Source organism: Massilia sp. Root133 (assembly GCF_001426525.1).
GTDB lineage: Bacteria > Pseudomonadota > Gammaproteobacteria > Burkholderiales > Burkholderiaceae_D > Telluria > Telluria orientalis.
In genome coordinates this window covers 128406-154374 of sequence record NZ_LMEW01000036.1, presented here as the reverse complement: position 1 = coordinate 154374, position 25969 = coordinate 128406, and the positions used below count along the sequence as shown (strand labels likewise).

24 protein-coding genes and 1 riboswitch are annotated in these 25969 nt (G+C 65.4%); of the genes, 13 read left to right on the top strand and 11 right to left on the bottom strand.

Annotation, left to right across the window (positions count from 1 at the left end; translation table 11 throughout):
- Positions 1–21: 21 nt before the first annotated feature.
- Both ASD28_RS29905 and ASD28_RS29900 read right to left on the bottom strand, forming a co-directional pair.
- The gene (locus tag ASD28_RS29905; RefSeq protein WP_229412324.1) at positions 22–1905 is read right to left on the bottom strand and encodes a flagellar assembly protein A; all 1884 of its coding nucleotides are present in this window, start codon (positions 1903–1905) and stop codon (positions 22–24) included.
- A 117-nt stretch (positions 1906–2022) separates the two neighbouring features.
- Complete coding sequence (locus tag ASD28_RS29900) at positions 2023–2403, bottom strand: hypothetical protein (protein ID WP_156404009.1); 381 nt, start codon at positions 2401–2403, stop codon at positions 2023–2025.
- Positions 2404–2622: 219 nt separating this feature from the next.
- Here ASD28_RS29900 and ompR point away from each other — a divergent pair, with 219 nt between their 5' ends.
- The 5 genes from ompR to ASD28_RS29875 all read left to right on the top strand — a co-directional run bounded on the left by ompR (position 2623) and on the right by ASD28_RS29875 (position 6654).
- Positions 2623–3387, top strand: a complete 765-nt coding sequence (gene ompR, locus ASD28_RS29895; RefSeq protein ID WP_056137191.1) for a two-component system response regulator OmpR — start codon at positions 2623–2625, stop codon at positions 3385–3387.
- Positions 3388–3416: 29 nt separating this feature from the next.
- Positions 3417–4763: an ATP-binding protein gene (locus ASD28_RS29890; RefSeq protein WP_056137190.1), complete on the top strand. Its 1347-nt coding sequence runs from the start codon at positions 3417–3419 to the stop codon at positions 4761–4763.
- A gap of 107 nt (positions 4764–4870) precedes the next feature.
- Positions 4871–5230 (top strand): YXWGXW repeat-containing protein, encoded by a 360-nt coding sequence (locus ASD28_RS29885; RefSeq protein WP_056137188.1) that lies wholly within the window; start codon positions 4871–4873, stop codon positions 5228–5230.
- A gap of 250 nt (positions 5231–5480) precedes the next feature.
- The gene (locus ASD28_RS29880; RefSeq protein WP_056137186.1) at positions 5481–6209 is read left to right on the top strand and encodes an AraC family transcriptional regulator; all 729 of its coding nucleotides are present in this window, start codon (positions 5481–5483) and stop codon (positions 6207–6209) included.
- A 61-nt stretch (positions 6210–6270) separates the two neighbouring features.
- On the top strand, positions 6271–6654 hold the full coding sequence (locus ASD28_RS29875; protein ID WP_156404008.1) for a hypothetical protein: 384 nt from the start codon (positions 6271–6273) through the stop codon (positions 6652–6654).
- 71 nt (positions 6655–6725) lie between these two features.
- On the opposite strand, the gene ASD28_RS29870 is transcribed toward ASD28_RS29875, so the two are convergent.
- The 4 genes from ASD28_RS29870 to ASD28_RS32230 form a co-directional block, all read right to left on the bottom strand.
- Positions 6726–7286 carry a TadE family protein gene (locus tag ASD28_RS29870; RefSeq protein WP_160410054.1) on the bottom strand — a complete coding sequence of 187 codons (561 nt, stop codon included), beginning with the start codon at positions 7284–7286 and terminating at the stop codon, positions 6726–6728.
- A 49-nt stretch (positions 7287–7335) separates the two neighbouring features.
- Complete coding sequence (locus ASD28_RS29865) at positions 7336–7830, bottom strand: TadE/TadG family type IV pilus assembly protein (RefSeq protein ID WP_082577669.1); 495 nt, start codon at positions 7828–7830, stop codon at positions 7336–7338.
- Positions 7827–9344, bottom strand: a complete 1518-nt coding sequence (locus ASD28_RS29860; protein WP_056137176.1) for a TadE/TadG family type IV pilus assembly protein — start codon at positions 9342–9344, stop codon at positions 7827–7829. Before ASD28_RS29860 ends, ASD28_RS29865 begins: the two co-directional genes overlap by 4 nt.
- 232 nt (positions 9345–9576) lie before the next feature.
- Positions 9577–10044, bottom strand: a complete 468-nt coding sequence (locus tag ASD28_RS32230) for a hypothetical protein (protein WP_156404007.1) — start codon at positions 10042–10044, stop codon at positions 9577–9579.
- Positions 10045–10325: 281 nt separating this feature from the next.
- Between ASD28_RS32230 and ASD28_RS29850 the strand changes: the two genes are divergently transcribed.
- The 3 genes from ASD28_RS29850 to ASD28_RS29840 all read left to right on the top strand — a co-directional run bounded on the left by ASD28_RS29850 (position 10326) and on the right by ASD28_RS29840 (position 12432).
- The gene (locus ASD28_RS29850; RefSeq protein ID WP_156404006.1) at positions 10326–10967 is read left to right on the top strand and encodes a hypothetical protein; all 642 of its coding nucleotides are present in this window, start codon (positions 10326–10328) and stop codon (positions 10965–10967) included.
- 107 nt (positions 10968–11074) lie between these two features.
- Positions 11075–12028, top strand: a complete 954-nt coding sequence (locus ASD28_RS29845) for a DMT family transporter (RefSeq protein WP_056137170.1) — start codon at positions 11075–11077, stop codon at positions 12026–12028.
- Positions 12029–12090: 62 nt separating this feature from the next.
- Positions 12091–12432: a DUF4124 domain-containing protein gene (locus ASD28_RS29840; protein ID WP_082577668.1), complete on the top strand. Its 342-nt coding sequence runs from the start codon at positions 12091–12093 to the stop codon at positions 12430–12432.
- Here ASD28_RS29840 and ASD28_RS29835 read toward each other — a convergent pair.
- From ASD28_RS29835 to ASD28_RS29820, 4 genes are all read right to left on the bottom strand, one after another.
- Positions 12429–15389, bottom strand: coding sequence for an EAL domain-containing protein (locus ASD28_RS29835; RefSeq protein ID WP_229412323.1), 2961 nt, complete (start codon positions 15387–15389; stop codon positions 12429–12431). The two genes, ASD28_RS29840 and ASD28_RS29835, sit on opposite strands and share 4 nt — an antisense overlap.
- A gap of 100 nt (positions 15390–15489) precedes the next feature.
- Positions 15490–16263 (bottom strand): hypothetical protein, encoded by a 774-nt coding sequence (locus tag ASD28_RS29830; protein ID WP_056137164.1) that lies wholly within the window; start codon positions 16261–16263, stop codon positions 15490–15492.
- A 129-nt stretch (positions 16264–16392) separates the two neighbouring features.
- A complete protein-coding gene (locus ASD28_RS29825) occupies positions 16393–17244 on the bottom strand; it encodes a PhzF family phenazine biosynthesis protein (RefSeq protein ID WP_056137163.1) in 852 nt (283 codons plus the stop codon).
- 25 nt (positions 17245–17269) lie between these two features.
- Entirely contained in the window at positions 17270–18166 is an 897-nt protein-coding gene (locus tag ASD28_RS29820; RefSeq protein ID WP_056137161.1) for a LysR family transcriptional regulator, read from the bottom strand.
- 229 nt (positions 18167–18395) lie between these two features.
- Here ASD28_RS29820 and ASD28_RS29815 point away from each other — a divergent pair, with 229 nt between their 5' ends.
- Together ASD28_RS29815 and dkgB are read left to right on the top strand one after the other, a co-directional pair.
- Positions 18396–19604, top strand: a complete 1209-nt coding sequence (locus ASD28_RS29815) for an MFS transporter (RefSeq protein WP_056137159.1) — start codon at positions 18396–18398, stop codon at positions 19602–19604.
- Positions 19605–19620: 16 nt separating this feature from the next.
- Positions 19621–20427 (top strand): 2,5-didehydrogluconate reductase DkgB, encoded by an 807-nt coding sequence (gene dkgB / locus ASD28_RS29810; RefSeq protein WP_056137157.1) that lies wholly within the window; start codon positions 19621–19623, stop codon positions 20425–20427.
- A 1-nt stretch (position 20428) separates the two neighbouring features.
- Here dkgB and ASD28_RS29805 read toward each other — a convergent pair whose 3' ends face one another.
- Positions 20429–21136 (bottom strand): glutathione S-transferase, encoded by a 708-nt coding sequence (locus ASD28_RS29805; RefSeq protein WP_056137155.1) that lies wholly within the window; start codon positions 21134–21136, stop codon positions 20429–20431.
- A gap of 250 nt (positions 21137–21386) precedes the next feature.
- Between ASD28_RS29805 and ASD28_RS29800 the strand changes: the two genes are divergently transcribed.
- The 3 genes from ASD28_RS29800 (at position 21387) to ASD28_RS29790 (ending at position 25966) form a co-directional block, all read left to right on the top strand.
- Positions 21387–22343, top strand: a complete 957-nt coding sequence (locus ASD28_RS29800) for a DUF535 family protein (protein ID WP_082577667.1) — start codon at positions 21387–21389, stop codon at positions 22341–22343.
- Between the two features lie 75 nt (positions 22344–22418).
- Entirely contained in the window at positions 22419–23576 is a 1158-nt protein-coding gene (locus ASD28_RS29795) for an iron-containing alcohol dehydrogenase (protein WP_056137153.1), read from the top strand.
- Positions 23577–23648: 72 nt separating this feature from the next.
- A riboswitch (TPP riboswitch) is annotated at positions 23649–23748 on the top strand.
- Between the two features lie 85 nt (positions 23749–23833).
- Entirely contained in the window at positions 23834–25966 is a 2133-nt protein-coding gene (locus ASD28_RS29790; protein ID WP_056137151.1) for a TonB-dependent siderophore receptor, read from the top strand.
- Positions 25967–25969 lie beyond the last annotated feature (3 nt).

Here is a 25969-nt window from a genome sequence, read left to right as displayed (position 1 = left end):
GGCCACGCCCAAGTATAAACTTTACGACGCAGCGACGGTATCGCTGCTCCACGCGACGCTGCCCGCGCCGCCCATGAACAGGAGTTCTCCCGCCTGCGGTCCGCGCAGCCGAGTGCGGATCTCGCGCGGCAACCACCGCCAGGGCTGGCCGCCCGCAGGGCTGTAGGCGAGGATGCGAACCTGCGTCTCGCCCTGCACCGAGGCGATCGCCACGCTGGAAATGCTGGCCGCGTCGCCACGCTGCGCCTGCAGGTTTGCGAGCATGTGCGTGCCCGCCTGCTGCTCCGCTTCCGCGGCCTTGATCTTCGCGGAGACGTCGCCGATCGCCTTCAGCGCCGGGCCCACGTCCTGCGCCATCTTCTGGAACTGGCGCGCCTGCTCGGGCGTCAGGCTGATCTCGCCCTTGCGCACGCGCGTGGCCAGCATCAGGTAGCGGCGCACGTCCGGCTTGCCCGTCAGCGCATCCTGCGCGGCCTTCAGCTGCGCGGCCAGGGTGGCGAACTGCGCGACGCGCTGCGTCACCGCCGCGATCACCTCGTCGATCTGCTGGCCTTCCTCGCGCAGCACGGCCACCAGCATCTCGCTCTGCTTGCGCGGCACCGTGCATTCCACCGTCACGCGCCGGCCCGCGAGCGCGCAGCCCTCGGCCATGTTCACGACGACTTCGTCGCCGACGATCTCGCAGTTGACGGCATGATTGACCTCGACGCGCGTGCCCGCGATGACGCAGTTTTCCGCGCGCTCGACGACGATCCGGCCGTCTTCCGCGCACAGCACCGAAGCCGACGCGACGCCGCGCACGTGGATGTCGCCGCGCGCATTGCGGGCGCTGCCGCCCACGAGGTTCGCGCGCACGTCGACCGTGCCGCCGCGCGACACGAGGCTGCCGAACACGTCGCCGTGGACGGTGATGCTGTCGGCCTCGATCACGCGCTTTTCCTGGACTTCGCCGAACTCCTCGTAGTCGCCGGTGAGGCTCAGGTTACCCGTCGTCTTGGCGCTGACGCCGTCGTGGCTGACGACCTTGTCCTCGACCGAGATGCGGCTCGTCTTCGCATCGACCATCAGGAACCCGGCCGCGCTGGACACGAGGAACTCGCCTTCCGGCGTGCGCTCCACCTTCGTGCCGGTGCCCGCATATGCCGGCAGGTCGACGTCGCGCCCCGGCTCGGGCGGCAGCGCCGCGCCGGACATCTCGAAGCCCATCGCGCCCGCCGTCGCCGGCACTTTCTTCAACAGGCGTACGCCGGCCTGGATCTGCGGGAAGCGGTTCTGGAAGCTGTTCAGGTCGAGGCGGCCATTGCCCAGTTCGAGCGGCGCATCGCTGCGGTGGAGGTCATCCGACACTTCGACGATGTGGGCATCCTCGCCCGGCCTCGGCTCGAGCTGGCGCGCGACCGTGACGCGGTCGGCCCTGGTGGATTCCATCGCGGCGCGGATGGCCGGCAGGTCGAGGCCGAAGCGGATGCCCTTGATCCACACGTCGGCGATGAATTCGTCGAGATCGAGGCGGGTCTGGAAGCCAGGAGCGTCGGGGTCGGCCGGGTCGGGCAGCCAGACGGGCTCGAAGTAATATTCCGCATAGCCGCGTCCGATCTTGACGGCGCGGTACAGGGCACGGCGCGCCGGATCGAAGGTCTGGATGTCGGCCGCGAAGCGCACGAGCGGCGTGCCGTCCGGCCCTTGCGGCAGCTCGGGACCGTGGCCGAACAGCGCCTTCATCAGCACGGGATAATCGATCCCGGTGAAGTAGTTCCCCGCGCGGTAGACGTTGTCGATGGCAGCGACCAGCGTGGTGCCGAGCACGGAGGGATCGGCATACACGCCGTCGTCGCGTTTGGCGATGCAATGCTCGGGACCGGTCGCGGCGAAGCGGGTCGCCGTTACGGAAATGTCTGTGGTCACGATACGCTCCGTGCGGTTGGTGCCGCGGCATGGGCTGGGCCGCGGCAGAATCCGGCTAGCGTATCATGTTGTCACTTGAAAATAAACAACAAGCAACTAAGTTGATGTGGAGAAATTTCAGCGACGCTGAGGGTACAGGTCCATGCCCGCTTCGTTGATCTGGCGGCGCAGGTCGCGCCGTTCGTCCGGCGTCATGCGGCTGCCGCGGCGCTCGTGCTGCTGCTCGCGCTGGTCCTGCTGCTGGGCACGGCGCTGTTCCTCGTAGGCGCGCATGTCGTCGCGCTGGTCGCGGCCCTGCGGAGGCAGGCGGAAACGCGAGAACTGCGGCTGCGATTGCGATTGCAAGTCCCCCCGGTCGCCGCGGTCGTCCCGCCGGTCACCGTTTTGCTGGGCAAACGCGCCGCCGGCTCCCAGCACCAGGGCGCACGCCAGCACAGCGAGGCGGGCCAGGCGGCCGGCCTTTTTCGCTGCGTGGTGATGTGTGAACGCACTGTTCATGGTGTTCCTCATTCGCGTTGCCGTGTCAGGAGTAAGCTGTGGTTTTGAGCTGTGGTGTAAGCTGCGATTCGATGAGGCCAGTGTATGAGGAATCGACTCCGGGCATAAGGCGAATTGGGTAAAGTTTGTAACACAATGTAATGGCTCAACGATACCCCCTTGGCGTCGAGCCATAAGACGTTACCATAGCGACATTAATCTGACAAATCCGACAGAACAATGAATGCAACGAGCTCGAATGCCGGCACGGCCGGCGCGAATGGCGGCCACTCCGCCCGGATCATGGTCGTCGACGACGACGTGCGCCTGCGCGACCTGCTGCGCCGCTACCTGACCGAACAGGGCTTCCAGGTCGTGACCGCCGAAAGCGCGCCGGCAATGAATAAACTGTGGCTGCGCGAGCGCTACGACCTGCTCGTGCTGGACCTGATGCTGCCCGGCGAAGACGGCCTGTCGATCTGCCGCCGCCTGCGCGGTGCCGGCGACCAGACCCCGATCATCATGCTGACCGCGAAAGGCGAGGACGTCGACCGTATCGTCGGCCTCGAGATGGGCGCGGACGACTACCTGCCGAAGCCCTTCAACCCGCGCGAGCTGGTGGCCCGCATCAACGCGGTCCTGCGCCGCAAGGGCCCGGACGAGATCCCCGGCGCGCCGAGCGAGACGCCGCAGACCTTCGAATTCGGCGACTTCGTGCTGGACCTCGGCACGCGCACGCTCAAGAAAAACGGCGAGACCGTGCCGCTGACCACGGGCGAGTTCTCGGTGCTGAAAGTGTTCGCGCGCCATGCGCGCCAGCCGCTGTCGCGCGAAAAACTGATGGAACTGGCGCGCGGCCGCGAGTACGAAGTATTCGACCGCTCGCTCGACGTGCAGATCTCGCGCCTGCGCAAGCTGATCGAGCCGGACCCGTCGAGCCCGCTGTACATCCAGACCGTATGGGGCCTGGGCTACGTATTCATTCCTGAAGGCCAGCCGCGCTAGTGTTCGCATCAACCTCGAAGGAACAGGCCATGCCGCGGATTTTCGGCAGGATGAAGAGTGGCCTGTTCTGGCGCACCTTCTTCCTGCTGTCCATGCTGACGGGCCTGTCGATGGCGTCGTGGATCGGCATGCTCAATGTCTTCCAGCGCGGCCCGCAGGTCGAGCAGACGGCCGAGCTGCTGGTCTCCGTCGTCACCATCACGAAGGCCGCGCTGACGCACTCCGCGCCCGACCTGCGGCGCGAACTGTTATTCGAGTTGGTGTCGAACGAGGGCATCCGCATCTACGACGTGAAGCCTACGGACACGGTCGAACCGCCGCCGCCGAATTCGCTGATGCCGGAAGTGGCCGCCCTCGTGCGCGACAAGCTGGGACCGGACACGCGCTTCTCGCGCATGGTCAACGAGATCCCCGGCTTCTGGGTCAGCTTCGACATCGACGGCGACAAGTACTGGCTCATGCTCGAGCGCGACAAGCTGCCCGGCCTCACGCGCGTGCAGTGGCTCGGCTGGGCCACGGTCGTCGGCGTGCTGTCGCTGCTGGGCGCCGCACTGATCTCGAGCCTCGTCAACCTGCCGCTCGCGCGCCTGACGGCGGCCGCGCGCTCGATCGCCCAGGGCAAGCGCCCCACTCCGCTGCCGGAAAAAGGATCGCGCGAGATCATCGAGGCGAACCGCAGCTTCAACCAGATGGTCGACGACCTGCAGCAGCTCGAGAAGGACCGCGCCGTGATCCTGGCCGGCATCTCGCACGACCTGCGCACCCCGCTCGCGCGCATGCAGCTGGAAGTGGAGATGGCGCCGCTGTCGGACGAAGCCCGCACCGGCATGCAGTCGGACATCGCCCAGATGGACGCCATCATCGGCCAGTTCCTCGACTTCGCGCGCCCCACGGAAAGCGCGACGTTCGTGCCGGTGAACCTCTCGGAACTGCTGGAAGATTGCGCGCACACGGCCGCCCGCCTGCCGGACGTGCGCACGACGACCGACATCGACGCGGACATCCACGTGATGGGCAACTCGACCGACCTGCGCCGCGTGATCAACAACGTGATCGAGAACGCGCGCCGCTACGGCAAGACGCCGGGCGCGGACGTCACCGAGATCGACATGGCCCTGCACGTCAGAATGACGGGCCACGGCCGCCGTGCCGTCGTCGAGATCAACGACCACGGCACCGGCGTCCCGGACGACCAGATCGAGCAGCTGCTGCGGCCATTCACCCGCCTGGACAGCGCCCGCGGCCAGGCCAACGGCGCGGGCCTGGGCCTCGCCATCGTCGAACGCGTGATCACCCGCCACAACGCCGAGCTCACCGTGCGCAACCGCGACGGCGGCGGGCTCGTGCTGCAGTTCGCGTTGCCCCTGGCCACCTGACTCTTTCCCCATCGCACCTTAAGTTGCGGCGTTAAGCGAAACGCCGCACGGTCGCGCCCGCAACGCGGCAGTACAGTCGGTCTACACCTACTTATGAGGAGGCCAAGATGAAAAAACTGCTCATTGCCGCTTTGGTTGCAGGCTCCTTCGGCAGCGTCGCGCTGCCGGCCGCCGCCGACGTCGTCATCCGCACTGCCCCGCCCCCGCCGCGCGACGAGCGCATCCCGGCCGCGCGCCACGGTTACGTGTGGGCCCCGGGCCATTGGGAATGGCGCCACGGCCGCTACGTCTGGACGAACGGCAAATGGCTGCGCGAGCGCCACGGCTACGCCTACCGCGCGCCGACCTGGGTCGAGCGCGACGGCCACTGGGTGATGGAACGCGGCGGCTGGCGCCGCGGCGACCGTGACGGCGACGGCGTGCCGAACCGGTTCGACGACCATCCCAACAATCCGCGCCGGGACTGACGCAGCGGCGGCACCGCGCCCGGACAGGCTGGCCGGGCGCACCTCAAAAAAAAGAAACCGCCTGCGCATTGCTGCGCGAGGCGGTAAATCCAAGTTTGCACTTGGAGGAGACAGAGGAGACACGCGCCCGAAGGCGCTGAATCAGGATGGCAAATTGGGACGGCGGCCGCGCCTGCAAGTGGGTAGGCGCATATATTTTTTCCCGTCGACTTGTAGGCCTTGTCGCACAATCACTGCTAGACTGCCCGCCATGGATACCGACCTCCACCTGCGCACCTATGGCGCCGACATCGTCACCGACCGCCACGTGTTCGCCCAGCTGGTCCTGCCCGTGAGCGGCGCCGTGCTGCTCGACATCGAAGGCCGCCGCGGACGGCTCGACCCGCTGCGCGCCGCCTGCGTCGCGCCGAACACCTGGCACGCCCAGTGCGGCATCGGGACCAACCAGTCGCTGATCCTCGACGTCGAACCGGCCGCCATGGCGCACCCGGCCTGGGACCGCATGCTCGACCGCCCGTTCATGAGCCTCGGCCCGGGCGCGCGCAAGCTGGTCGAATTCATGGGCGTGATGCGTACGCAGGCCTTCGATCGCGGACTGCTGCGGGGCTGGGTCCCGCTGCTGCTCGACACCATCGCGCTGGACGCGCCCCGCCCCGCCTCGCGCCTCGCCGCGCTCATGGCCAGCGTCGAAGCGGAGCCCGGTCTCGCCTGGACGACGGATTCGATGGCGCGCCACGCGGGCCTGTCCGTCAGCCGCCTGCACGCCCTGTTCCGCACGGAACTGGACACGCCCCCGCACGCGTGGCTGCGCGGCGTCCGCCTGACACGCGCACAGGCGTGGCTGGCAGACACGTCGCGTTCCATCGCCGACATCGCGCTGGCGGCCGGCTTTTCGGACCAGAGCGCGCTGACGCGGGCGCTCCGGGATGCGACGGGGATGACGCCTGGGGCGTATCGACGGGCGAATCGGCATGGCTGAGCGTGTGATGTCTTGCGCACGGCTCGTTGCGGTCGTGGCCGGCCTTGGCTGCAGTGCGTCCGTGCTGGCGGATCCCGTGCCGTTTGCCGGACGCTGGCTCGCGGACGACCAGGCGGGATCGCCCTACACGACGCTTACCGTGAAGGGCGACACCATCGCCTGGCATGGGCGGGACAAGTCGGTGCCCAGGTGCGTGCGCCAATTCGCGGTACGACAGGAAAAGCCGGGAACGGTGTACGTGAACGCGCGCGGCACGAAGTTCGTCGCGGGGGCCAAGGGCAGCATACCGACCTATCTGCTCCAACTGGATGACGGTACCTGCGGCAGCGGTGGCTCGGCGGTTCGGATCAATTATCCGTTGATCTACGATACCCAGCATATCGAATTGATCGAGTATGCGGCCGGAAAGCCCATCGGGGCGCGGCGGTTTCATCGCAAGAAATGAAAGCTGCGGGCCGCAAACCGACGTTTCGAAAGCCTGTTGAAGCGTAGCTGGCGCAGGCGATTCAATTTCGCTCAAGGTGAAACTGGATCGCCGGCATGATAGCCCAGCGTCTCGGCGCTGACGAGCGTAGTGGATATCGGCAGCTTTACTCCCAGGTTCACGAGGGGGATCAGAATTTGGTAGTCGACCGCTTCGCAATCGGTATCGGGTTTGCATATCCGGGCACGAACGATGCGAATACAGGTATTGGATGGGCCTGTAGCGCTGCCGTAAGGATTTGTCAGGCAGTTTAGACGGTTCCGGCCGGGGCTGCCGGGCATGGATCCGGCCGAGATAGGTTCGTAAGTCGTCGTTCCGTCCTGTTTCAGGTACAGGTAATCGATGCGGATGTGCTGGTCGGTGATAGGCGCACCGAACGGCAGTTCTCCTGGGGAATCTCGAAAAATCGCGTGCTGCTTCGCACGATCCAATTCGGCGGTGTCGCGCCAGTCGATATTGGCGGCGGCTCGCGCTGCGCTCCGGGTGACTTCGGCAAGTGTGTTGTACATGTACATTACCCGGGCGATCTCGATGGTGCCGAATACGACCGTGAAAAACAGAAGCCCGACAAGCGCAAATTCAACTGCTGCCACACCGCTCTGTGCAGCCCGCATCGGGGGCCGAATGGATGGTCTCCTCACCTCAGCCCCCTACATAGTCCGTTGCCATGACCGCCCTGAGAATGATTGGACTGCCATCGGTAAATAGCTCTGTAAATGGATCGAAGAACGGGTCGGAGACGGAAACGGTGACGCGTACCGAAACCTTCTTCGGGACGTCGTAGCCGTAGCACAGGTCCCAGTACGGGGTCGGGCTACCTACGTAACACAGGGCCGTGGCGCTGATGCCCCCGCCGGGATGCAGTTCTGCGAGCTCATCCATTGCGATTTTCTGTGCCACGACGGCAACGGGTACCACGGGGCCGGCCGACGATGGCGCGATTTCCCGCAGTGTGGTCGCCGCCAGGAACCTGGCGCCGTCATGCGCGGCCTTTTGTGCGACGGTGTAGCACCAGAAAACCCGGGCAAAGAACAACAGGCCGCTTATCAGGAGCAGGAGAATAGGAAGTACGATTGCGCACTCGACGGCAACGCTGCCTCTTCCGCGCAAGGACGGTTTTCGAATCGGTGCGCTCATTGATAGATCTCCACTGGTCCGCCCAGTTGCGCGTCAGTCGCAATGCCGCCGAACTCCGCGTAGATGGCGCTGGAATCGGCCGGTATGGTCATCAAGAATTTCCCGATCCCGAGCACCGTCGCGGTAGAGCCGGTTACTGGACACGAAAGCAGGGGTATGTTCAGGACCCGTCTATTCTTGGCGCCGGGCCGGCGCGCCACTGTTGGTGGAGTCTGAAAATATGAGCTGCCACTGGTCGTGAGATAAGGTGTCGAGCTCGGATAGGTCCCAACCGTCGAAGCGGACCCGTACAACTTGCTCCAGATGAGTGAAGTTGCATTGAAGGACGTATAACCCCCGGCGGGTTCCGGTGCGGCCGGATCTGCAACGGACGACCAGGGAACCGCGCGGGCAAAAGACCAGAGCGCTCCGTAATCCACCGCAGTCGGGTAATTCGTCGGCCCAATCTCGGCAACCGTCTGCAGCATTGCAGTAGTCGAGGTATCCGTTTTTGCAACCTGGACCGTAGCCTTCGTGGACATCCAGCTCACGCCGGCAAACGCGTATTGCTTGACATTGCTGTCCGGCGGCGAGGTGTTGACGTCGCAGGTCCCCGAATAAGGGTCAAATCGGGAGTTGAGGTGACTGTAGTACGTACCAATTGGAAATGGGCTCTGGACGGCAACCGTCGCACCCGTCACTTTCGGGACGGCCATCGTTCCTGTGCAGATATACGGCTCGTAAATCGATTGGTTGAAATTGGTTGTAGCGCCGCCTGCCAATGAAACCGGGTCGACCTGGAAACTCATTGCTGTCGGCCCGTTCGGATTGAGGTTCATGAGGTTATAGCCGACACCGCGGCGAAAACCGTACTCGGCCAGTTCGTCGTATTGGGTTCCGTTCGCGTTCTGGCGCCTTGCTCTCGCCGTGGGAGACATAGCGCAAATGGCCAGCGGCGTAACCTGAAGGCGCGCCTTGCCTGCAATGGTAATGTGGCCGGTTTCGACGGAACTGAAAGATGAGGACAGTATGGGAGCGAAGAACATGTCGACTTTTCCGTAATGTCCGCTCAGCAGCCCGGTGTCCACTTTTACGAACACCAGCCCGGCTGGAGAAGCTGCCGCCTCTCCATCGGATTTCCAGCCCGAGTTACTGTCAGGTGAAGCCCCAAATTTTATCGCGGCATTTTCCCAAGTAATATTGTTCAGATAGTCGTACTTGGGACCATTCGCCGGGTCTTCCACGACGCCCTGCGCAGCAGCCAGCGCCGCGCTGATTCCAGTGGTTGTTCCATCCAGTTTTTTCGCTGCGGCGATCGCAACGGCGTCAGCCAAGGTCTGCATTTCCACTTTACGGTTGTAAATCCGCGAGAAATCGAGAGCAAGCATAAAAAAGCCAAAAATTACGGGCAGTAGTATGGCGGTCATGATGGCGATTGCGCCGGTTTCCCGATTCATGCTGCGGCCGGAACAAGAGAATGACCCGCCTGTCAGGAAAGGGGAACGCCGATCGAGCGTGGGCATCTTTTCTTTCATCACGTTCCTCCTTCATCTGGCGATATTTGCGACAGATCAATTAAATAGAGCCAAGGTAGATTTTAAGGTTGAGCAACACTGTGGCATTGATTCCCAGCAATCTCGATTGGGATGCGGAGAACGTACAACACTGCCTGCGCCCAAGCGGCGCGCCTCAATTGGGCTGGCAACGACTGAGCCACATCAACCTTGGGCAGGCGTTTGCTTGAGGCAAATTTCGTAGGCGACCAGACTAGGGGTTCCTGTGATTCAACAACGTCGAACCCGTCGCCCATTGACTTTGGAAAGCCATCATCATGGTTTGCAGAAAAATTGATTCGGCAACGGCAAACCTGACATTCAGCGTATTTTTCTGCTCGATTCTTGGTTGGGGCGTATTTGAAATCCTGCTTTTCCAGCACGGCGGGGGAATACGCTTGCATCTCACAGTCGCACTCATCGGCGGCATGATTTCTTCCCTCGCACTACGCAGGTGCAGGGCATGGTGGCCTGGATTCGGCAGTTCCAATCCCGGCGCCCAGGTTTCATCAGGTGGCCATAGCGGCAGCGACGTGTTGCCGTGCCTGGCATTGGCAGGGATCGGGGGACTTTGGGGGCTGTCCATAAAATCCGGTTCCTGCACCCTTTTCACGTTCTGCATGGCTGGACTGATCTTTTTTCCCTGGTCCAGGATCAGCTTCTGCCTGCGGCACTTCTTCATATCCAGCGCAGTGCTGGCCCTGGGCGCCGGAGCGCCCCTGGTGTCTGGAGGCGTCCTGGCGCCTGGAGGGAATCCAGTGGCCCTGTTCCCCTACATGCTTGACGCATGGGCACTCTGGGTTATCGCCGTTTTGCTCGTGGGGCTGACTTATCGGAAGCATGGCGCGACAATGGCGGAAAGGGCCGAACCCGGCCGCTTGTTTCAGTAAGACAAAACAGCCTGAGCCTCCATTTTTGATGATTTTTTGTTATTATTAATCATCGACACATCTTTTGGCGGCCATGGCTCTCGTGATTCACCCTGATCGACGCTCGGGAGATCGACGTACCGATGGCGTCACCGCAAAAATCCTGCGCACCATGTTCGCCATGCGGCGCAGTTTCGGCAACGCCGCCGCGAAAAATCTACTCCTGCGCAATGGCCTCGACGAGGCGCTGGTCGAGCGCGTGCTGGCCATTCCCGAGGAACGCCGCGCGCAGCGACGTCGTATCGATGAAGCGCCGTCTGGGTCCGCAGACCCGCATCCAGCGTCAACCGACGACGACGAACCGGTCACGCTCGACGCGGCGGCGATGGCGATCCTGCACCGTCTTCGCTTCGAAGCGGACACGGGCATGCACAGGATGACGATTGCCGAGTGTCCCGTTGAATTGCGCCGGTTTGGCCTGATTCAGCTGGATGACGACGGCAAGCCCGTGATCACTGTGAAAGGCCGGCAGGCGCTGAAGCATTATGCCTGCGTGCGTGCGCTCAACAGCATTCAATGCGGCCTGGATGCGCCCATGATGAGCGAGGAAATCCGGACCTGGCTGGAATCGAATATGTTTTTGCAGCGTATCGGCAATGACTACCAGATCACGGCGCTCGGCAATAGCTGGCTCGAATTCAACCGGTCGATTTCGCAGAATCGGGCAGTGCTCTAGCGCGCAAAGCAGACATCGGGAGACGCGGTCAATTCGCCAGTAGTTCCAGCCAAGACACCCCGTCGCCCTCCCCCGACAATGGATGCTTTCCGCATCTGGAGCATCCCGTGACCACCAACAAAACCCTCCTCGGCATCGCGGCCGGCATCGTCGCCGGCGCGTTCTGGGGACTCGTCTTCCTGGCGCCCAGGCTGGCCGCCGATTTTCCGCCGCTGCAGCTGTCCGCCGGGCGCTATCTCGCCTACGGGCTCGTCGCCGCCGTGCTCGTCGCGCCGTCGTGGCGCCGGCTGAAGGGCGCGCTCGGCTGGCGCGAGTGGCGGGCCCTTGCGTGGCTCAGTGTCATCGGCAACATCCTGTACTACGTGCTGCTGGCCAGGGCCGTGCAGACGGGCGGCGTCGCGATGACTGCCTTCGTGATCGGCCTGCTGCCGCTCGCCGTGACGCTCGTCGGCAGCCGCGAGCACCATTCTCCGACACTGCGCGAACTGCTGCCCTCGCTGGCCTGCAGCATGGCCGGGCTCGTCTGCATCAGCTGGCAATCGCTGGCCACCTCCGGCTGGAGCTCCCTGACAGGCTTGCTGTGCGCCGGTGGCGCGCTCGTGTCGTGGACGACGTATGCCGTCAGCAACAGCCGCTGGCTCGCGCGGCTGGCCCACGTGTCGGCGCAGGACTGGAGCCTGTTGACGGGCGTTGTCACGGGCCTCGAAGCGATCGTGCTGGCGGTGCCCGCGTTTTATGGCGACACACTCGTCCACACGAACTCCGACTGGCTGCGCTTCGCCGGTCTCGTCGGCGCGATGGCGCTGTTCTGTTCCGTGCTCGGCAATGGACTGTGGAACGTGGCCAGCCGCGCGCTGCCGCTCACGCTCACGGGGCAGATGATCGTGTTCGAGACCATCTTCGCGTCGCTGTACGGCTACCTGTGGGAGGGCCGCTGGCCGACGCCGCTCGAAGCGGTCGCGCTGGCGCTGCTGGTCGCGGGGGTCGTCCTGTGCACCCGGGCACATCGCGAAGAAACCCGCGTCACGACGGCGCTGGAGGCCGACATGCGCACTGGGTGAGGCACCGAACAGAGGCAGGCGGCCGCGCGGGGCACGATGGGAACCTAGCACAGGAGAACACCATGAAACGCCCAGTTAGACTGCTGAGCATGATCGCCGCCGCGGTACTGGCGGCGCCGGCATGGGCCGGCGAGATCGTCAAATGCGTGGACAGCAATGGTCACGTCACGCTGACGGACCAGCCCTGCGCGTCCGGTTCCGTCTCGACGCCCGTGTCGCGCGACTCGGGCCCGCTGCCACCGCAGCGCCACGTGCTGCCCGCGGCCGAGCTGCCGCGCGTTACGTGGAAGCGGCCGAATCTCGCGGCGCCCGTGAAGCTGGCGCGCGACATCGCCACGCTGAAGGAAGCGCGGCGCATGCTGATGCTGCAGGACGCGCGCCCGCGCCTGGCCGGTTTGAATTAGGACAGGTGCCCGTCGCAGGGCGCGAATCCGAGCAGGTCGGACTCATTGGCCGACGTACCCAGCGTGCGCACGAGCTGCAGCACGTCCTCGCCCTGGATGAAGCTGGCCGACGAACTCGCGGCGAGCAGTTTTTCCGGCAGTTGCGAACGCGCCACCGCATAGCCCTGCACGTAGTCGACGCCGATCTCCGCCAGCGTGCGGATCGTGGCCGCGTCCTCGGCCCACTCCGCGATCGTGCGCATGCCCAGGTTGCCGGCCAGGCTGACGATCGCTTCCACGATGGCCACGTTGGCCGGGTGCGCGTTGATGTTGACGATGAAGTTGCCGTCGATCTTGAGCACGTCCGCCGGCAGCTCCTTCAGGTACGAGAACGACGTGTAGCCCGCGCCGAAATCGTCCAGCGCCACCTTCACGCCGAAGTTGCGCACCTGGTCGATGAAGCGGCGCGTGTTGTCCAGGTCGTGCAGCGCCACGCTTTCCGTGATCTCCATGCACAGGCGGCTCGCCACGTGCGTGTAGCGGGCCAGGACTTCCAGCGTGTCCTGCACGAAGCGCTCGTCGTTGAGCGACGCGCCGGACAGGTTCATGCACACGAAGCGCGTATTGGTCAGCGATTCCAGGTTGTCCTCGATCCACGACAGCGTCGTCGACAGCACCCAGCGGTCGATCACGCCCGCACGCCCGCTCTTCTCGGCGGCGGCGATCAACGGGCCGGCCGGGGCCACGCGGCCATCCGCCTCGCGCATGCGCAGCAGTACCTCGAAGTTCAGCGATTCGTACGGCGCGGAGAGCGACATGATCGGCTGCATCTCGAGGAACATGCCGTCGGTGGCGTCCGGACCCGACAGGCGCGCGACGAGGTTCAATTCGTTGGCGCGCTCCTGGAACGCGTTCGAACCGCGTTCGTACACGACGAGGCCTTCGTGGTGCCCGCCCTTCGCCTCGCGGCAGGCGCGGTCCGCGGTGGACACGGCGTCCTTCATCGGCATGCCCGGCGAGACTTCGATCAGGCCGACGGAGCCGCGCACGTGGAACGCCTTGTCGCCCACGCGGTACGGCGTGCCGCCGATGCGGTCGACGATGCCGCGGCAGATCAGCGACGCCAGCGGGATCGCGGTATCCGGCATGACGATGACGAATTCGTCACCGCCCACGCGGCCGATCTTCTGGCCGCCGGCCAAGGTCAGTTCCATGCGTTCGCACACCTGCTTCAGCACTTCGTCGCCGGCCGCGTGGCCGAACAGGTCGTTGATCAGTTTAAAACGGTCGAGGTCGATGTAGGCCAGCGCCAGCGGCTTGCCCGCGCCCAGCAGCTGGGCCGCGCCCTCGAACATCTTTTCGATGCCGCGCCGGTTGAAGACTTTCGTCAGCGGGTCGTTGTTGGCCATGAAGCGCAGTTGCTCGGTGGCCTGGTATTGCTCGGTGACGTCCTGCAGCACCGCCTCCACGCGGCCGCGCGCGAGCGTGGCGCTGACCATGAAGCGCTGGGCGCCGTCGCGGCTGGCGATCTGCATCTCGGCGTTGCTGCGCAAGTGCACCTGCTCCAGCAATTCCGACCACAGGCTGTCGGCGAAGAATTGCTTCCACGACGTGCGGCCGGGGACGATCTCGGTGATGCCCAGCATCTTGCGCATGGCCGGGTTGGCGCTCACGATGTTGCCGTACATGTCCAGCGTGAACAGGCCGACGGGCATCGCTTCGTAGGCATGTTCCAGCTTTTCCTGCGCTTCGCGGCGCTTCTGCGTTTCCATGCGCATCTGCTCGGCGACGGCCAGCGCGGCCAGCAGGCTCGACGCGAGCGCCGCCGTTACGCTGTTGATCACGTTCAGCACCTGGTGCATGCCGAGCGCCGCCGACACGACCTCGGCCAGTGAGGCGACATAGGTCAGCGCAAACGAGGCCGCGAACCAGCCCGCCACGCGGTTGCGCGAACGGATGATGATCGTGATGAGGCCCAGCGTCATCAGCGTGAAGCCGAAGGCCATGATGACCCACAGCATCGGCAGGAACGTCCCGTACGGCATGGTGACGGCACCGATGAGCAGCGGGATGCACGCCCATTGCGTGATGCGCAGCGGGATCGCCCAGCGCGTCTTGACGAGCTCTTCGCGGAACAGGGCCTGGTACAGCGTGAGCGTGGACACGCCGTACAACGCGATCGTCAGCGAGCGGCCCAGCAGCATCCATTGCGGCGGCACGGTCATGCCCAGCCACTGGATGTCCCAGCCGGCCGACAGTCCGGCGATGCGCAGGTTCAGCAGCAGCCAGCCGGAAAACAGTACGTACAGCGGCTGGCGGTTGATGAGCGCCGTGATCAGGACGAACAGCGACAGCACGATCATGCCGCCGTCGAGCAGGCCCGACTTGCGGTGGTAGCCCTCGACGGACAGGTCGAACTGAGTCTCCGGCCATTGCACGACGTTCACGCGCGCGGGGCCGGCGAACGTGCCGCGGCACAGGATCTCGCGCGGCAGGTCGGTGAGTTGCAGGGCGAAGCCGGCCTTGGACGGATGCAGATAGGGCGTGCCCTGCTCGCGCGTGGCCATGCCGAGCAGTTGCAGGGTGGCGGCGTCCCAGCAGGAAATATCGACGGCGTGGCGCGACGGGAATTCGATGACGTCGCCGACGATGCTGCCGGGCGCGCGCGGACGCGTGCTGAAGCGGAACCACACGGGCGCTTCGGACAGGTGGGTGTCGAAGTACGACACCGGAACGGCGGCATGCAGGCGGGCGTTGGCCGCGGGCGGGCTCAGCGGAGCGGTTTCCTTCAGGACGCGGATGTCGCGCGCATCGCTGCTGCCCGACACGTACTGGCTGTCCCAGCACACGAGGGCGACGATGGAAACGACACCGATCACGATCGGAATCAGATAATAGGCGAACGCCTTGAACGTCAGGTCCAGCGCGGACTGCGCCATGCCCGGCAGTTTCCAGCGACCGGATGATGTGAATTGCATGAGTATCTGAAAAGCTCGTATCGCGGCCCGTTGGCGCGGGCGGCCGTTATCGTTTCGCAAGGATACAGCTTTACAGTAATGCCGTCATGCAATTAATGGATCAGGCAACAAGTTCGTGCCATTCCGATGCCTGCCTTACAACACCCATCCCACCCGCATTGGGTAACGGCGGCCGCACACCGGCATGGCCCCGGACATCGATGTCCGGGTGGTGCGTGTGGCAGAAGAAGTTCAGCAACGGGTGCTGAGCGGCCGTCCAGCGTTCCTCGATCGTCGAGATGTCGAACGCCATGATCCGGTGCGGAATATTGCCCACGTGGCGCAGCGGGATGAAGCCCAGTTCCGGGAACACGTCGACGAAGGTCAGCTGTTCGTACTGGCGGTCGATCGGCGCGCGGCCTGTCGCCAGGGCCCAGTGGATGCCGTTCTGCTGGCAATACATGACGCCGGCCTTCAGCAGCGCGGTCTTGACCATGCGGCCGATGCGGCCGTTGTCCACGCCCAGGCGGCTCATCTCGGCCAGCGGCTGGCCACGCAGCCAGTCGGGCAACTCGACGGACGCTTCGACATGCAGCGGCTCGTCCAGGTTCGTCTGCATCCGGGCCGTGCCCAGCGGTGCGCCGTCCAGCTTGGATTCGGCGAGGAAAACGATTGCGTCGTCGCCGTAGTCAGACGATTCGGGCTTGACGAGCTGCCGCGCGAAGTCCGGGACGTGGCGCGCATACGCGGCGTGACGCACGCGGACGGCTTTCCACAAGTCGGCCTCGTTGTCCACGCGGCGGATGGTGAAGGGCAGGCGTTCGGTCGGCTTGCCCACGCCGGCGGCGGGGCCTGAAACGGCGGGGCGAAGAACGCCGGGGTGGCGCATTTCCATGTTGACTCCTGTGTTGATGTTCAGAAACGGATGTTTTGAACTTTATCAACGTTGCAGGGGTTAACAAATTGTCGAAAAAGCGTGTCTTTTGCCCCTATTTCAATTTTCAATAAATCATGATCAATTTCATTAGTCTTTCATCAACATTCTTGCGGTCCCGCTAACGCGGATCGAACCGCCCTGTTCCGGACCGATTTCGGCCCGCAATAACGACCGCATGCCCATGTCTTCGCCCTGCACGACGTCGATCGCGCCGCCGTGCGGCCAGCCGAGGTCGCGCAGGTAGCCGGCCAGTGCGGCCGTGCCCGCGCCCGTGGCCGGGTCCTCGTAGACGCCGCCGATCGCGAATGGATTGCGGGTATGAAAACGCCGCGGGGACTCCACCCAGGCCAGCACGATCGTCGTCAGGCCGTGCTTCTCCATCAGCGCGCGGCCCGCCTCCAGGTCGTAGCGCATGGCGGCCAGCAGGTCGCGGCTGGCCAGCGCCAGCACGAGGTGGTTCGCGCCCGCGTGGGCAAGGCCGGGCGGGATGCGCGGGTCGAGGTCTGCGTCGTGGTAACCGAACAGCATCAATGCGTCCGCGACGAGTTCCGGCGCGGCCGGGCGGCTCCACGTCGGCGGCGATTGCAGCGCGGCGGCCACGCGACCGCCTTCTCGTCGCCCTTCGACCGTAATGTCGCCATCGTTCAGCGCCAGCGCATACACGCCGTCGCCGTCGCGCCGGGCCAGCGCGGCGCCGAGCGCGATCGTCGCGTGGCCGCAGAACGGCACTTCGGACGCCGGCGAGAAGTAGCGCACGCGCCAGCCCTTTCCTTGCGGCTCGGCGAATGCCGTCTCCGAATAGCCGACGGCGTGGGCCAGGCGCTGCATCTCGTCGGCCGGCGGCAGGGATTCCCCGATCCAGACGCCGGCCGGATTACCGCCGGCGTCGCCGTCCGAGAATGCGGCGATGCGAAGGATGTGCGAAGTCGTGATGGTCATGCGGTCTCCTTGTCGGGATGGATGGTCAAGGTTCGAGCACGCCGGCCAGCCGGTCGGCGAGGAAGTCGACGAGCGCCTTCACGCGCGGCGCCAGCGCGCCCTGCTTGTAGAACACGGCCCACACGGGCTGGGTCCACGGCAGCGCCGCCTCTTCCAGCACAGGCACGAGGCGGCCCGCGGCGACGTCGGCGCGCGTGAGGAAGTCGGACAGGCTGACGATGCCCGCGCCCTGCAGCGCGAGGTGGCGGACCGTCTCGCCGCTGGTGGCCGTCACGTGCGGCGCGATGCGCCAGCCCTCTTCCGTGCCGGCGCGCAGCGGCCACGTATTCAGCGACGCCGGCGCGACGAAGCCGACGAGGCGGTGCTTCATCAAGTCTTCCACTTGCCGCGGCGTGCCGTGGCGTTCGAGATAGCCGGGGGCGGCGAGCACGCGGATGCGGCTGCGGCCCAGGCGGCGGGCATTGAGCGTCGAGTCGGTCAACTGGCCGATGCGGATCGCGACGTCGGCCTTCTCCTCGATCAGGTCGACGACGGTCTCGCCGCTCGTGAGTTCCACCTGCACCTGCGGGTACGCATCGAGGAAGTCCGCCAGCTGCGGGGCGATCAGGTGATCCAGGGTCGGCGTCGCGGCGTTCACGCGCACGAGGCCCGCGGGCTGCGCGCGCGCGAGGGCGGCCTGCGACTCCGTCTCTTCCAGGTCGGCGAGGATGCGGCGCGCGCGGGCCAGCAGCCAGTTGCCTTCCTCGGTGAGATCGAGGCGGCGCGTCGTGCGGTGGATGAGGGTCATGCCGAGCTGCTGCTCCAGACGCGAGATGGTACGCGACACGCCGGACGGCGTCTGCCCCAGCCGCTCGGCGGCATTCGAAAACGAACCCGTGTCGATCACGGCGACGAATGCGATCAACGCGCCCACGTCCAGCATTTTTGCTCCCAGGTCAAAAGTCTATTGTACGGCCACGGGTTTTTCTTTGTGGACGGGACGGCCAGAATGCCCCCTCGACCCACCCGTCGTCCCCGTGAAAACGGGGACCCATGCTGAGCTTCCGAAGTCAGTTTTCAAGCATGCCGCGATACGTCCGAAGTATTGCATCCGGATGGTCGGCATGGGTTCCCGCCTCCGCGGGAACGACGGTACTTTTAGGAGAACAAGAATGCCACTCGCTTTATGGGCCCTTACACTGAGCGCCTTCGCCATCGGCACGACGGAATTCGTGATCGTCGGCCTGATCCCCACCATCGCTTCCAGCCTGCACGTATCCGTGCCGTCCGCCGGCCTGCTGGTGAGCCTGTACGCGCTGGGCGTCGCCATCGGCGCGCCGGTGCTGACCGCCCTCACCGGCAAGGTGCCGCGCAAGACGCTGCTGCTCGGCCTCATGCTGCTGTTCACGGCCGGTAACCTGACCGCGTGGATGGCCCCCGGCTACGCCGCCCTGATGGCCGCCCGCGTGCTGACGGGCCTCGCCCACGGCGTCTTCTTCTCGATCGGTTCGACGATCGCGACGAGCCTCGTGCCGAAAGAAAAGGCGGCCAGCGCCATCGCGCTGATGTTCAGCGGCCTGACCGTGGCCCTCGTGACCGGTGTCCCGCTCGGGACGTTCATCGGCCAGCACTTCGGCTGGCAGATGACGTTCCTGGCCGTCGCGCTGCTGGGCGTGATCGCATTCGCCGGCATCGCCCTGCTCGTCCCGCGCGGCATCGCCGGCAGCAAGCCGGCTAGCCTTCTCACGCAGTTGTCCGTGCTGAAGAAACCGCGCCTGCTGCTCGTGTATGCGATGACCACGCTGGGCTACGGCGGCTCGTTCATCGCCTTCACGTATCTCGCGCCGATCCTCGAACAGGTCGCCGGCTTCTCGTCGAACAGCGTGGGCCTCGTGATGCTCGTGTACGGCGTGTCGGTCGCCTTCGGCAATATCTGGGGCGGCAAGCTGGCGGACCGCAAGGGCCCCGTGCGCGCCCTGCAGATCGTGTTCGCGTTGCTGGCCGGCGTGCTGTTCGTCCTCGACTTCACGGCCGCGAACAAGATCGCCGTCCTCGTCACCGTGCTGGCCTGGGGCGCTGTCGCCTTCGGCAACGTGCCGGGCCTGCAGGTCTACGTCGTGCAGCGCGCCGAGCGCGATGCGCCGGGTGCGGTCGATGTGGCGTCGGGCCTGAACATCGCCGCGTTCAACGTCGGCATCGCCATCGGCGCGTGGGGCGGCGGCCTGATCGTCGCGCACCTCGGCCTGATGCACACGCCGTGGATCGGCGCCCTGATCGTCATCGGCGCGCTCGCCCTCACCACGCTGGCCGGCTGGCTTGACCGGCGCGATCCGGCGCCGCAGCACGCAGTCCACGGCGAACGCGCCGTCGCCATGCATTGAATTGAAAGGAGAAACCATGCATACCACTATCCCGCAACTGGGCCTCGGCACGTTCCGCCTGAAGGAACAGCAGGCCATCGATGCCGTCGCCACCGGCCTGGAACTGGGTTACCGCCACATCGACACGGCGCAGATCTACGGCAACGAGGCCGAAGTCGGCCAGGCGCTGGCAGGATCGGGCGTGGCGCGCGGCGACGTCTTCGTCACCACCAAGATCTGGACCGAGCACCTGGCCGCGAACCGCCTGCGCGCCAGCCTCGAAGAAAGCCTCGTGAAACTGCGCACGGATTACGTCGACCTCACCTTGATCCACTGGCCGTCGCCGGGCGCCGCGGTGTCCGTCGCGGAATCGATGGAAGCGCTGCTGGCCGCGCGCGAGGCGGGCCTGACGCGCGCCATCGGCGTGTCGAACTTCCCGATTGCGCTGCTGCGCGACGCCATCGCGGCCGTGGGCGCGGACAACATCGCGACGAACCAGGTCGAGCTGCACCCGTTCCTGCAGAACCGCGCAGTGGACGCGTTCATGGTCGATGCCGGCATCCACCTCACCGCCTACATGCCGCTCGCCTACGGCAAGGTGATGGACGACGCCACCATCGCCCGCATCGCGCAGGTGCACGGCGCGACGCCGGCCCAGGTGGCGCTGGCCTGGGCGATGGCGAAGGGATATGCCGTGATCCCGTCGTCGACGAAGCGCGCGAACCTGGAGAGCAACCTGCAGGCGCGCGACCTGATCCTGTCGCGGCAGGACATCGCCGACATCGACGCGCTGGACCGGGACGAACGCCTCGTCAGCCCGGACTTCGCGCCGGCGTGGGACTAGACTACCTGTCCAACTCCTTGTAGTGGCGGAAGATCCCTTCCTCATTGAAGGGAATCCGCCGCCCGGACTTCAGGTAGGCCGCGATGCGCGGCCGCGCGGCCACCCGGTCGTGCAGCGCCGTCAGCAGCGGATAGCCCGCGTCGATACGGCCCAGCGCCTTCGGGAAGGCGTAGCGCAGGCCCGCGACGAGCTGGAACAGCGACAGGTCCGCGTACGTGACCGCGTCGCCCAGCAGGTAGTCCTTCGGTTCGGGCCGGGCCAGGATGTTCTCGAACCAGTCGAAGAATTTCGGGATGCGCGTGTCGATGAAATCGGCCGACCGGCGCTTGGCTTCCGGGCGCTGGTCTTCGAAATACAGCGACGTCGCGATCGGATGGTGCGTGTCGTGCGTCTCGGCGACCAGGTCCGCGATGGTCAGCTGGATCTGGTTCACCCAATATTTACCTTGCGCATCCTGCGGCGCCAGTCCGTGGCGCTCGCCCAGGAACATCAGGATGTTGGCGGTCTGGCCCACCGTCACGTCGCCCGCCTTCAGGAACGGCGGCGCGAACGACGGATGGTCGGCGCCGTCCATCGCCGCGATCATGCGCGCCATGCCGCCCGGCTCGCGCGCCACGTCCAGGTATTGCACCCCTGCCTCTTCCAGCGCCAGGCGCACGAATTCGCCGCGGCCCTGGATGCTCGGCCAATAAAAAAGTTCATACACCATGCCATGCTCCTCAACTTGTTCGGTCTGACTCAATTATCGAGCAGGATTTTGATGTTCGGCGCGGCAATCGTGCTAGTCTTGCGTCTGGCGCTTGCCTGACAAAAGATTAATAAAAAGAGAGACATGAAAACAAGAATTGATAACGGGATGGGGCATCGGAGGCTCCGATCTTGATCTGCTGAACGATTTATTTCCGTTAAGCAAACCAACAAGACGCAACCACCGATAACGATTTTGCCCGGAGCGCATTATGATTTTCGCTCACCTGACCAAACACTGGATGGCCCGTCGCCGCCAGTACAGCCTGTCGTCGTGGGTGCTGTGCATCGCGCGCAGCCTGCGCGTGCTGGCCTATTACCGCGACCACCGCGCGCTGTGCCAGTTGGGTGTCTACCGCAACCACGTCGCGAAAGACGCCGGCGACGACCTGTTCCACCACCTCAGCCACCGCGACTACCTCATCAAGGACTTGAGCCCGCGCCAGCGCGTGCAGGCCGTGCTGAGCCACTACCGGTTCGAAGAAACGACGTTCAACGACAGCTACCTGGACGCCGTCTACGGCCAGCGCTGCCTGCCCCTGTGGCAGCAGGAGGCCGAGGGCAGCACGTTCATGATCCAGCTCGAGATGGCGTCGCGCAGCAATGCCGAAGGCGACCTCACCCTCGCCCTCATCGCGGACGGCAAATGCCTGCACCGCCTGTCCTTCAGCTGGCTCGAAGGCGACATGGTGGGCGTCAACATGCCCGTCGTCCCGTTCATCGCGCGCAACCAGGGCCGCTGGATCGATTCCGGCGCCGCGTTCGAAGCGTTCGAACGGGTCTTCCCGAACAACTCGCCCAGCTTCTTCTGCTTCGCGGCCATGCAGGGCATCGCGCTGGCGCTCGGCATGGACAAGGTCGTCGCGATCCGCAGCGAAGCGCACATCGCCTATGATCCCGATCCGGAAAAACATTTCGCCAACGCGTATGACGGCTTCTGGAAGATCCTCGGCGGCGAGGACATGCCGGGCCGCGACGGCTACCTGATCCCGCTGCCGTTCTACGTGAAGCCGTTGTCCGAGATGCCGTCCAAGCACCGCAAGCGCGCGGCGCTGCGGCGCGAACACTGGCGGCTGATCGGTGACGCGTCCCGCGCCGTCGTCCAGCGCCATCTGCTGCATGCGCGCGTGCACGTGGCGCATCCGGCCGCGGTGCCCGAACCGGCCTGAATGCCTGCCGGCCTGGCCCACGCCGGCAGGACACCTGCGCGATAATGATCCTCTGAGCAAAACCAGAGGATCACCTTGCACAACTTCGACTTTCATAATCCCACCCGCATCCTGTTCGGCGACGGCCAGATCGAGCGCATCGGCAAGCTGGTGCCGTCCGAGGCACGCGTCCTCGTGCTGTACGGCGGCGGCAGTATCCGCGCCAACGGCACGTTCGACGCCGTGATGGCCGCGCTGGCCGGCCGCACCGTGTTCGAGTTCGGCGGCATCGAGCCGAATCCCACGGTCGAAACGTTATCCGAAGCGATCGCGCTCGTCCGCCGCGAACGCGTGGACTTCCTGCTGGCCGTGGGCGGCGGCTCCGTCATCGACGGCACCAAGTTCGTCGCGGCGGGCGCCCTGCTCGACGCCGATCCGTGGACCATCCTCGAACAGCACGCGAAGAACGTGCGCGCGGCGCTGCCCATCGGCGTCGTGCTGACCCTGCCGGCGACCGGGTCCGAGATGAACGCGGCCGCCGTCATCACGCGCAAGCGCACGCAGGAAAAATTCGCGTTCGTCTCGCGCACCGTGTACCCGCAGTTTGCCGTGCTCGACCCGACCCGCACCTACACGCTGCCCGCGCGCCAGGTGGGCAACGGCGTCGTCGACGCGTTCGTCCACGTGATGGAGCAGTACATGACGGTCCCGGCCCAGGCCAAGGTACAGGACCGCTTTGCGGAAGGTTTGCTGCTGACGCTCGTCGAGGACGGTCCGCGGGCGCTGGCCGCGCCGGAGAACTACGATGTACGCGCCAACCTGATGTGGACGGCCACGCTGGCCTTGAACGGCCTGATCGGCACCGGCGTGCCACAGGACTGGTCCACGCACACGATCGGCCACGAGCTGACCGCGCTGTACGGCCTCGACCACGCGCAGACGCTGGCGATCGTGCTGCCGTCGATGCTGCGCGTGCGCCGCGCGGCCAAGCGGGAGAAACTGCTGCAATACGCGGCCCGCGTGTGGGACCTCCGCACGGGCGACGAGGATGCGCGCATCGAGGCGGCCATCGGCCGCACGGAAGACTTCTTCCGCGCCATGGGCGTAGGGACAAAGCTGTCCGACTATGGCCTGGGCCGCGATGCGATCCCGGCCGTGATTGCCGCACTGGAAGCGCATGGCATGACGCGCATGGGCGAGACCGGCGAGGTCACGCTGGACGTGGCGCGCGCGGCGCTGGAAGGGGCCGCCTGAGCGCGGAACCATCCGCTTTACAACATGTCTATTGGCTGAAGCATCACGACAAGGCGCGTTGTGCTACACTCGCGCCTTCGCTAGGGGTCCTGGGAGTTCGCTTCCCGGGTGAGAGATACCCTTCGTACCTGATCTGGATAATGCCAGCGAAGGAAAGCGCAACGCAGTTCCCATCCTTGTTTGCCCTTCCCCCCGTTGGCTCCGGCTTTTAAGAAAAAGCAGCGCGCCCATCGCCGGCGCGCGAAAACGAGCAAACCATGAACCGTCATTTGAAGTACACCGCAGTCGCGTACGCCATCGCGCAAGCCTTCATCGCGAACGCACATGCACAGGACACCACCCACCCCGTCGCCGAAGTCGTCGTGACGGGCAACCGCTTCATCGCCGTCGACCGCGCCAGCGTCGGCGGCTTCGGCGAAGCGTCGCTGTTCGACACCCCGGCCTCCATCGTCTCCATGGGCCGCACGCAGATGCAGGACCTGTCGATCCGCTCGACGACCGAGGCGGTGCGCTTCGACGCATCCGTCGCCGACGCCTACAACGCCGTCGGCTATGCCGAGCAATTCTCCATCCGGGGCTTCGCCCTCGACAACAACTACAGCTATCGCAAGGACGGCTTCGCGATCCCGGGCGACACGCAGATTCCGCTGGAGAACAAGGAACGCTTCGAAATCCTGAAGGGCCTCGCGGGCCTCACGGCCGGCATCGCCACGCCGGGCGGCATCGTCAACTACGTGACCAAGCGCCCGACGAATGCGCCGCTGCGTTCCGCGACGGTTGAAGTGTCCGAGCGCGGCACCCTGTACGGCACCGTCGATCTCGGCGGCCGCTTCGAGGACCGCCGTTTCGGCTACCGCATCAACGCGGCCGCCGCCGACCTGCATCCTTACGTGCGCGGCGCGAACGGCGACCGCCAGTTCGTGTCGGCCGCCTTCGACTGGCAGATCACGCCGGATGCGCTGCTGCAGCTGGACATGGACTACCAGCGCAAGGCCCAGATCACGGCGCCCGGCTTCCAGCTGATCCAGGGTACGACGCTGCCGACCGGCGTGTCGGCCAAGATGCTGCTGAACGACCAGCCGTGGACGCGCCCCGTCACGACCAAGGACAGCAACGTGGGCCTGCGCTTCGAATACAAGCTGGCGCAGGACTGGACCGCCACCGTGTCCGGCAACAAGCACTGGTTCAAGCGCGACGACTTCACCGCGTTCCCCTACGGCTGCAGCAACGAGGGCGCGGGCTATTATCCGGGCTACTGCGGCAACGGCGACTACGACGTCTACGACTACCAGAGCACGGGCGAGCGCAAGTCGCCGTGGGGCGTGCAGGCGCAGGTGCAGGGTAAATTCGCGACCGGCGCGCTGCGCCACGCGCTCACGCTGGGCGCGTCGTATTCGGAGCGCCACGACAGCTTCGGCGACTACGTCTACGACTACGTCGGCTACAGCAACATCTGGCACCCGCTCGTGACGCCGCACGTGCCGGCCGACCGCGTGACGGGCCCCGTGTTCGAGCGCCGCAGCGACGAGGAACGCGCCGTGTTCGCGCAGGACATCGTGAGCCTGACGAACCAGCTGACCCTGCACGCGGGCCTGCGCCACGTCCAGATCAAGCGCAGCGAATTCGTCGACGACGCCACCGGCTACGTACACGCCGACGACTCGTTCCTGCTGCCGAACGTGGGCCTCGTCTTCAGCCCCGCGCGCGACTGGAACGTGTACGCCGCCGTCAGCCACGGCCTGCAGCACGGCGGCATCGCGCCGATGCAGACGACGAATGAGAATTCGGTGCTGGCGCCGCAGCGTTCGCACCAGGTCGAGATCGGCGCCAAGGCCGCGCTGGACAATGGCCTGAACCTGTCGGCCGCGCTGTTCCAGATCCGCCAGGGCCTGGAATACACGAACGCGAACAACACGTTCGTCCGCAACGGGCGCGAGACGCACCGCGGCATCGAGCTGACCGCCCAGGGCCGGGCGACGCCGGCGCTGGACTGGAGCGTGTCGCTGATGGCGCTGAACACCCGCCAGGAAGGCACGGGCCAGGCGAGCATCGACGGCAAGCGCGTGACGGACGTCCCCGCGTTCAAGTCGACGGCATGGGTGCAGTACGCCGTCGCCGCGATCCCGGGCCTGAAGCTGGACGGCACGTGGCAGTACTCGGGCAAGAAGGCGTTCGACGTCGAGAACACCGTGTTCGTGCCGGACTACCACGTGTTCGGCGTGGGCGCGTCGTACGGCCTGAAATGGGGCACGACGAACGTCACCTTGCGTGCTCGGGCGGAGAACCTGTTCGACAAGTTCTACTGGCGCGATGTGACGCCGGCGCTGGGCGGCTATCTGTTGCCGGGCGCGCCGAGGACGTTCCGGGCGTCGGCGCAGTTCGACTTCTGACCT

Bases quoted from the DNA above. Each gene is read 5' to 3' on its own strand.
- ASD28_RS29830 (WP_056137164.1), bottom strand. From the start codon at position 16,263: ATGGAAATGCGCCACCCCGGCGTTCTTCGCCCCGCCGTTTCAGGCCCC.
- ASD28_RS29880 (WP_056137186.1), top strand. From the start codon at position 5,481: ATGGATACCGACCTCCACCTGCGCACCTATGGCGCCGACATCGTCACC.
- dkgB (WP_056137157.1), top strand. From the start codon at position 19,621: ATGCATACCACTATCCCGCAACTGGGCCTCGGCACGTTCCGCCTGAAG.
- ASD28_RS29820 (WP_056137161.1), bottom strand. From the start codon at position 18,166: ATGCTGGACGTGGGCGCGTTGATCGCATTCGTCGCCGTGATCGACACG.
- ASD28_RS29835 (WP_229412323.1), bottom strand. From the start codon at position 15,389: ATGCAATTCACATCATCCGGTCGCTGGAAACTGCCGGGCATGGCGCAG.
- ASD28_RS29815 (WP_056137159.1), top strand. From the start codon at position 18,396: ATGCCACTCGCTTTATGGGCCCTTACACTGAGCGCCTTCGCCATCGGC.
- ASD28_RS32230 (WP_156404007.1), bottom strand. From the start codon at position 10,044: ATGAAGAAGTGCCGCAGGCAGAAGCTGATCCTGGACCAGGGAAAAAAG.
- ASD28_RS29860 (WP_056137176.1), bottom strand. From the start codon at position 9,344: ATGAAAGAAAAGATGCCCACGCTCGATCGGCGTTCCCCTTTCCTGACA.
- ASD28_RS29885 (WP_056137188.1), top strand. From the start codon at position 4,871: ATGAAAAAACTGCTCATTGCCGCTTTGGTTGCAGGCTCCTTCGGCAGC.
- ASD28_RS29805 (WP_056137155.1), bottom strand. From the start codon at position 21,136: ATGGTGTATGAACTTTTTTATTGGCCGAGCATCCAGGGCCGCGGCGAA.
- ompR (WP_056137191.1), top strand. From the start codon at position 2,623: ATGAATGCAACGAGCTCGAATGCCGGCACGGCCGGCGCGAATGGCGGC.
- ASD28_RS29850 (WP_156404006.1), top strand. From the start codon at position 10,326: ATGGCTCTCGTGATTCACCCTGATCGACGCTCGGGAGATCGACGTACC.
- ASD28_RS29900 (WP_156404009.1), bottom strand. From the start codon at position 2,403: ATGAACAGTGCGTTCACACATCACCACGCAGCGAAAAAGGCCGGCCGC.
- ASD28_RS29800 (WP_082577667.1), top strand. From the start codon at position 21,387: ATGATTTTCGCTCACCTGACCAAACACTGGATGGCCCGTCGCCGCCAG.
- ASD28_RS29790 (WP_056137151.1), top strand. From the start codon at position 23,834: ATGAACCGTCATTTGAAGTACACCGCAGTCGCGTACGCCATCGCGCAA.
- ASD28_RS29825 (WP_056137163.1), bottom strand. From the start codon at position 17,244: ATGACCATCACGACTTCGCACATCCTTCGCATCGCCGCATTCTCGGAC.
- ASD28_RS29865 (WP_082577669.1), bottom strand. From the start codon at position 7,830: ATGAGCGCACCGATTCGAAAACCGTCCTTGCGCGGAAGAGGCAGCGTT.
- ASD28_RS29840 (WP_082577668.1), top strand. From the start codon at position 12,091: ATGAAACGCCCAGTTAGACTGCTGAGCATGATCGCCGCCGCGGTACTG.
- ASD28_RS29890 (WP_056137190.1), top strand. From the start codon at position 3,417: ATGCCGCGGATTTTCGGCAGGATGAAGAGTGGCCTGTTCTGGCGCACC.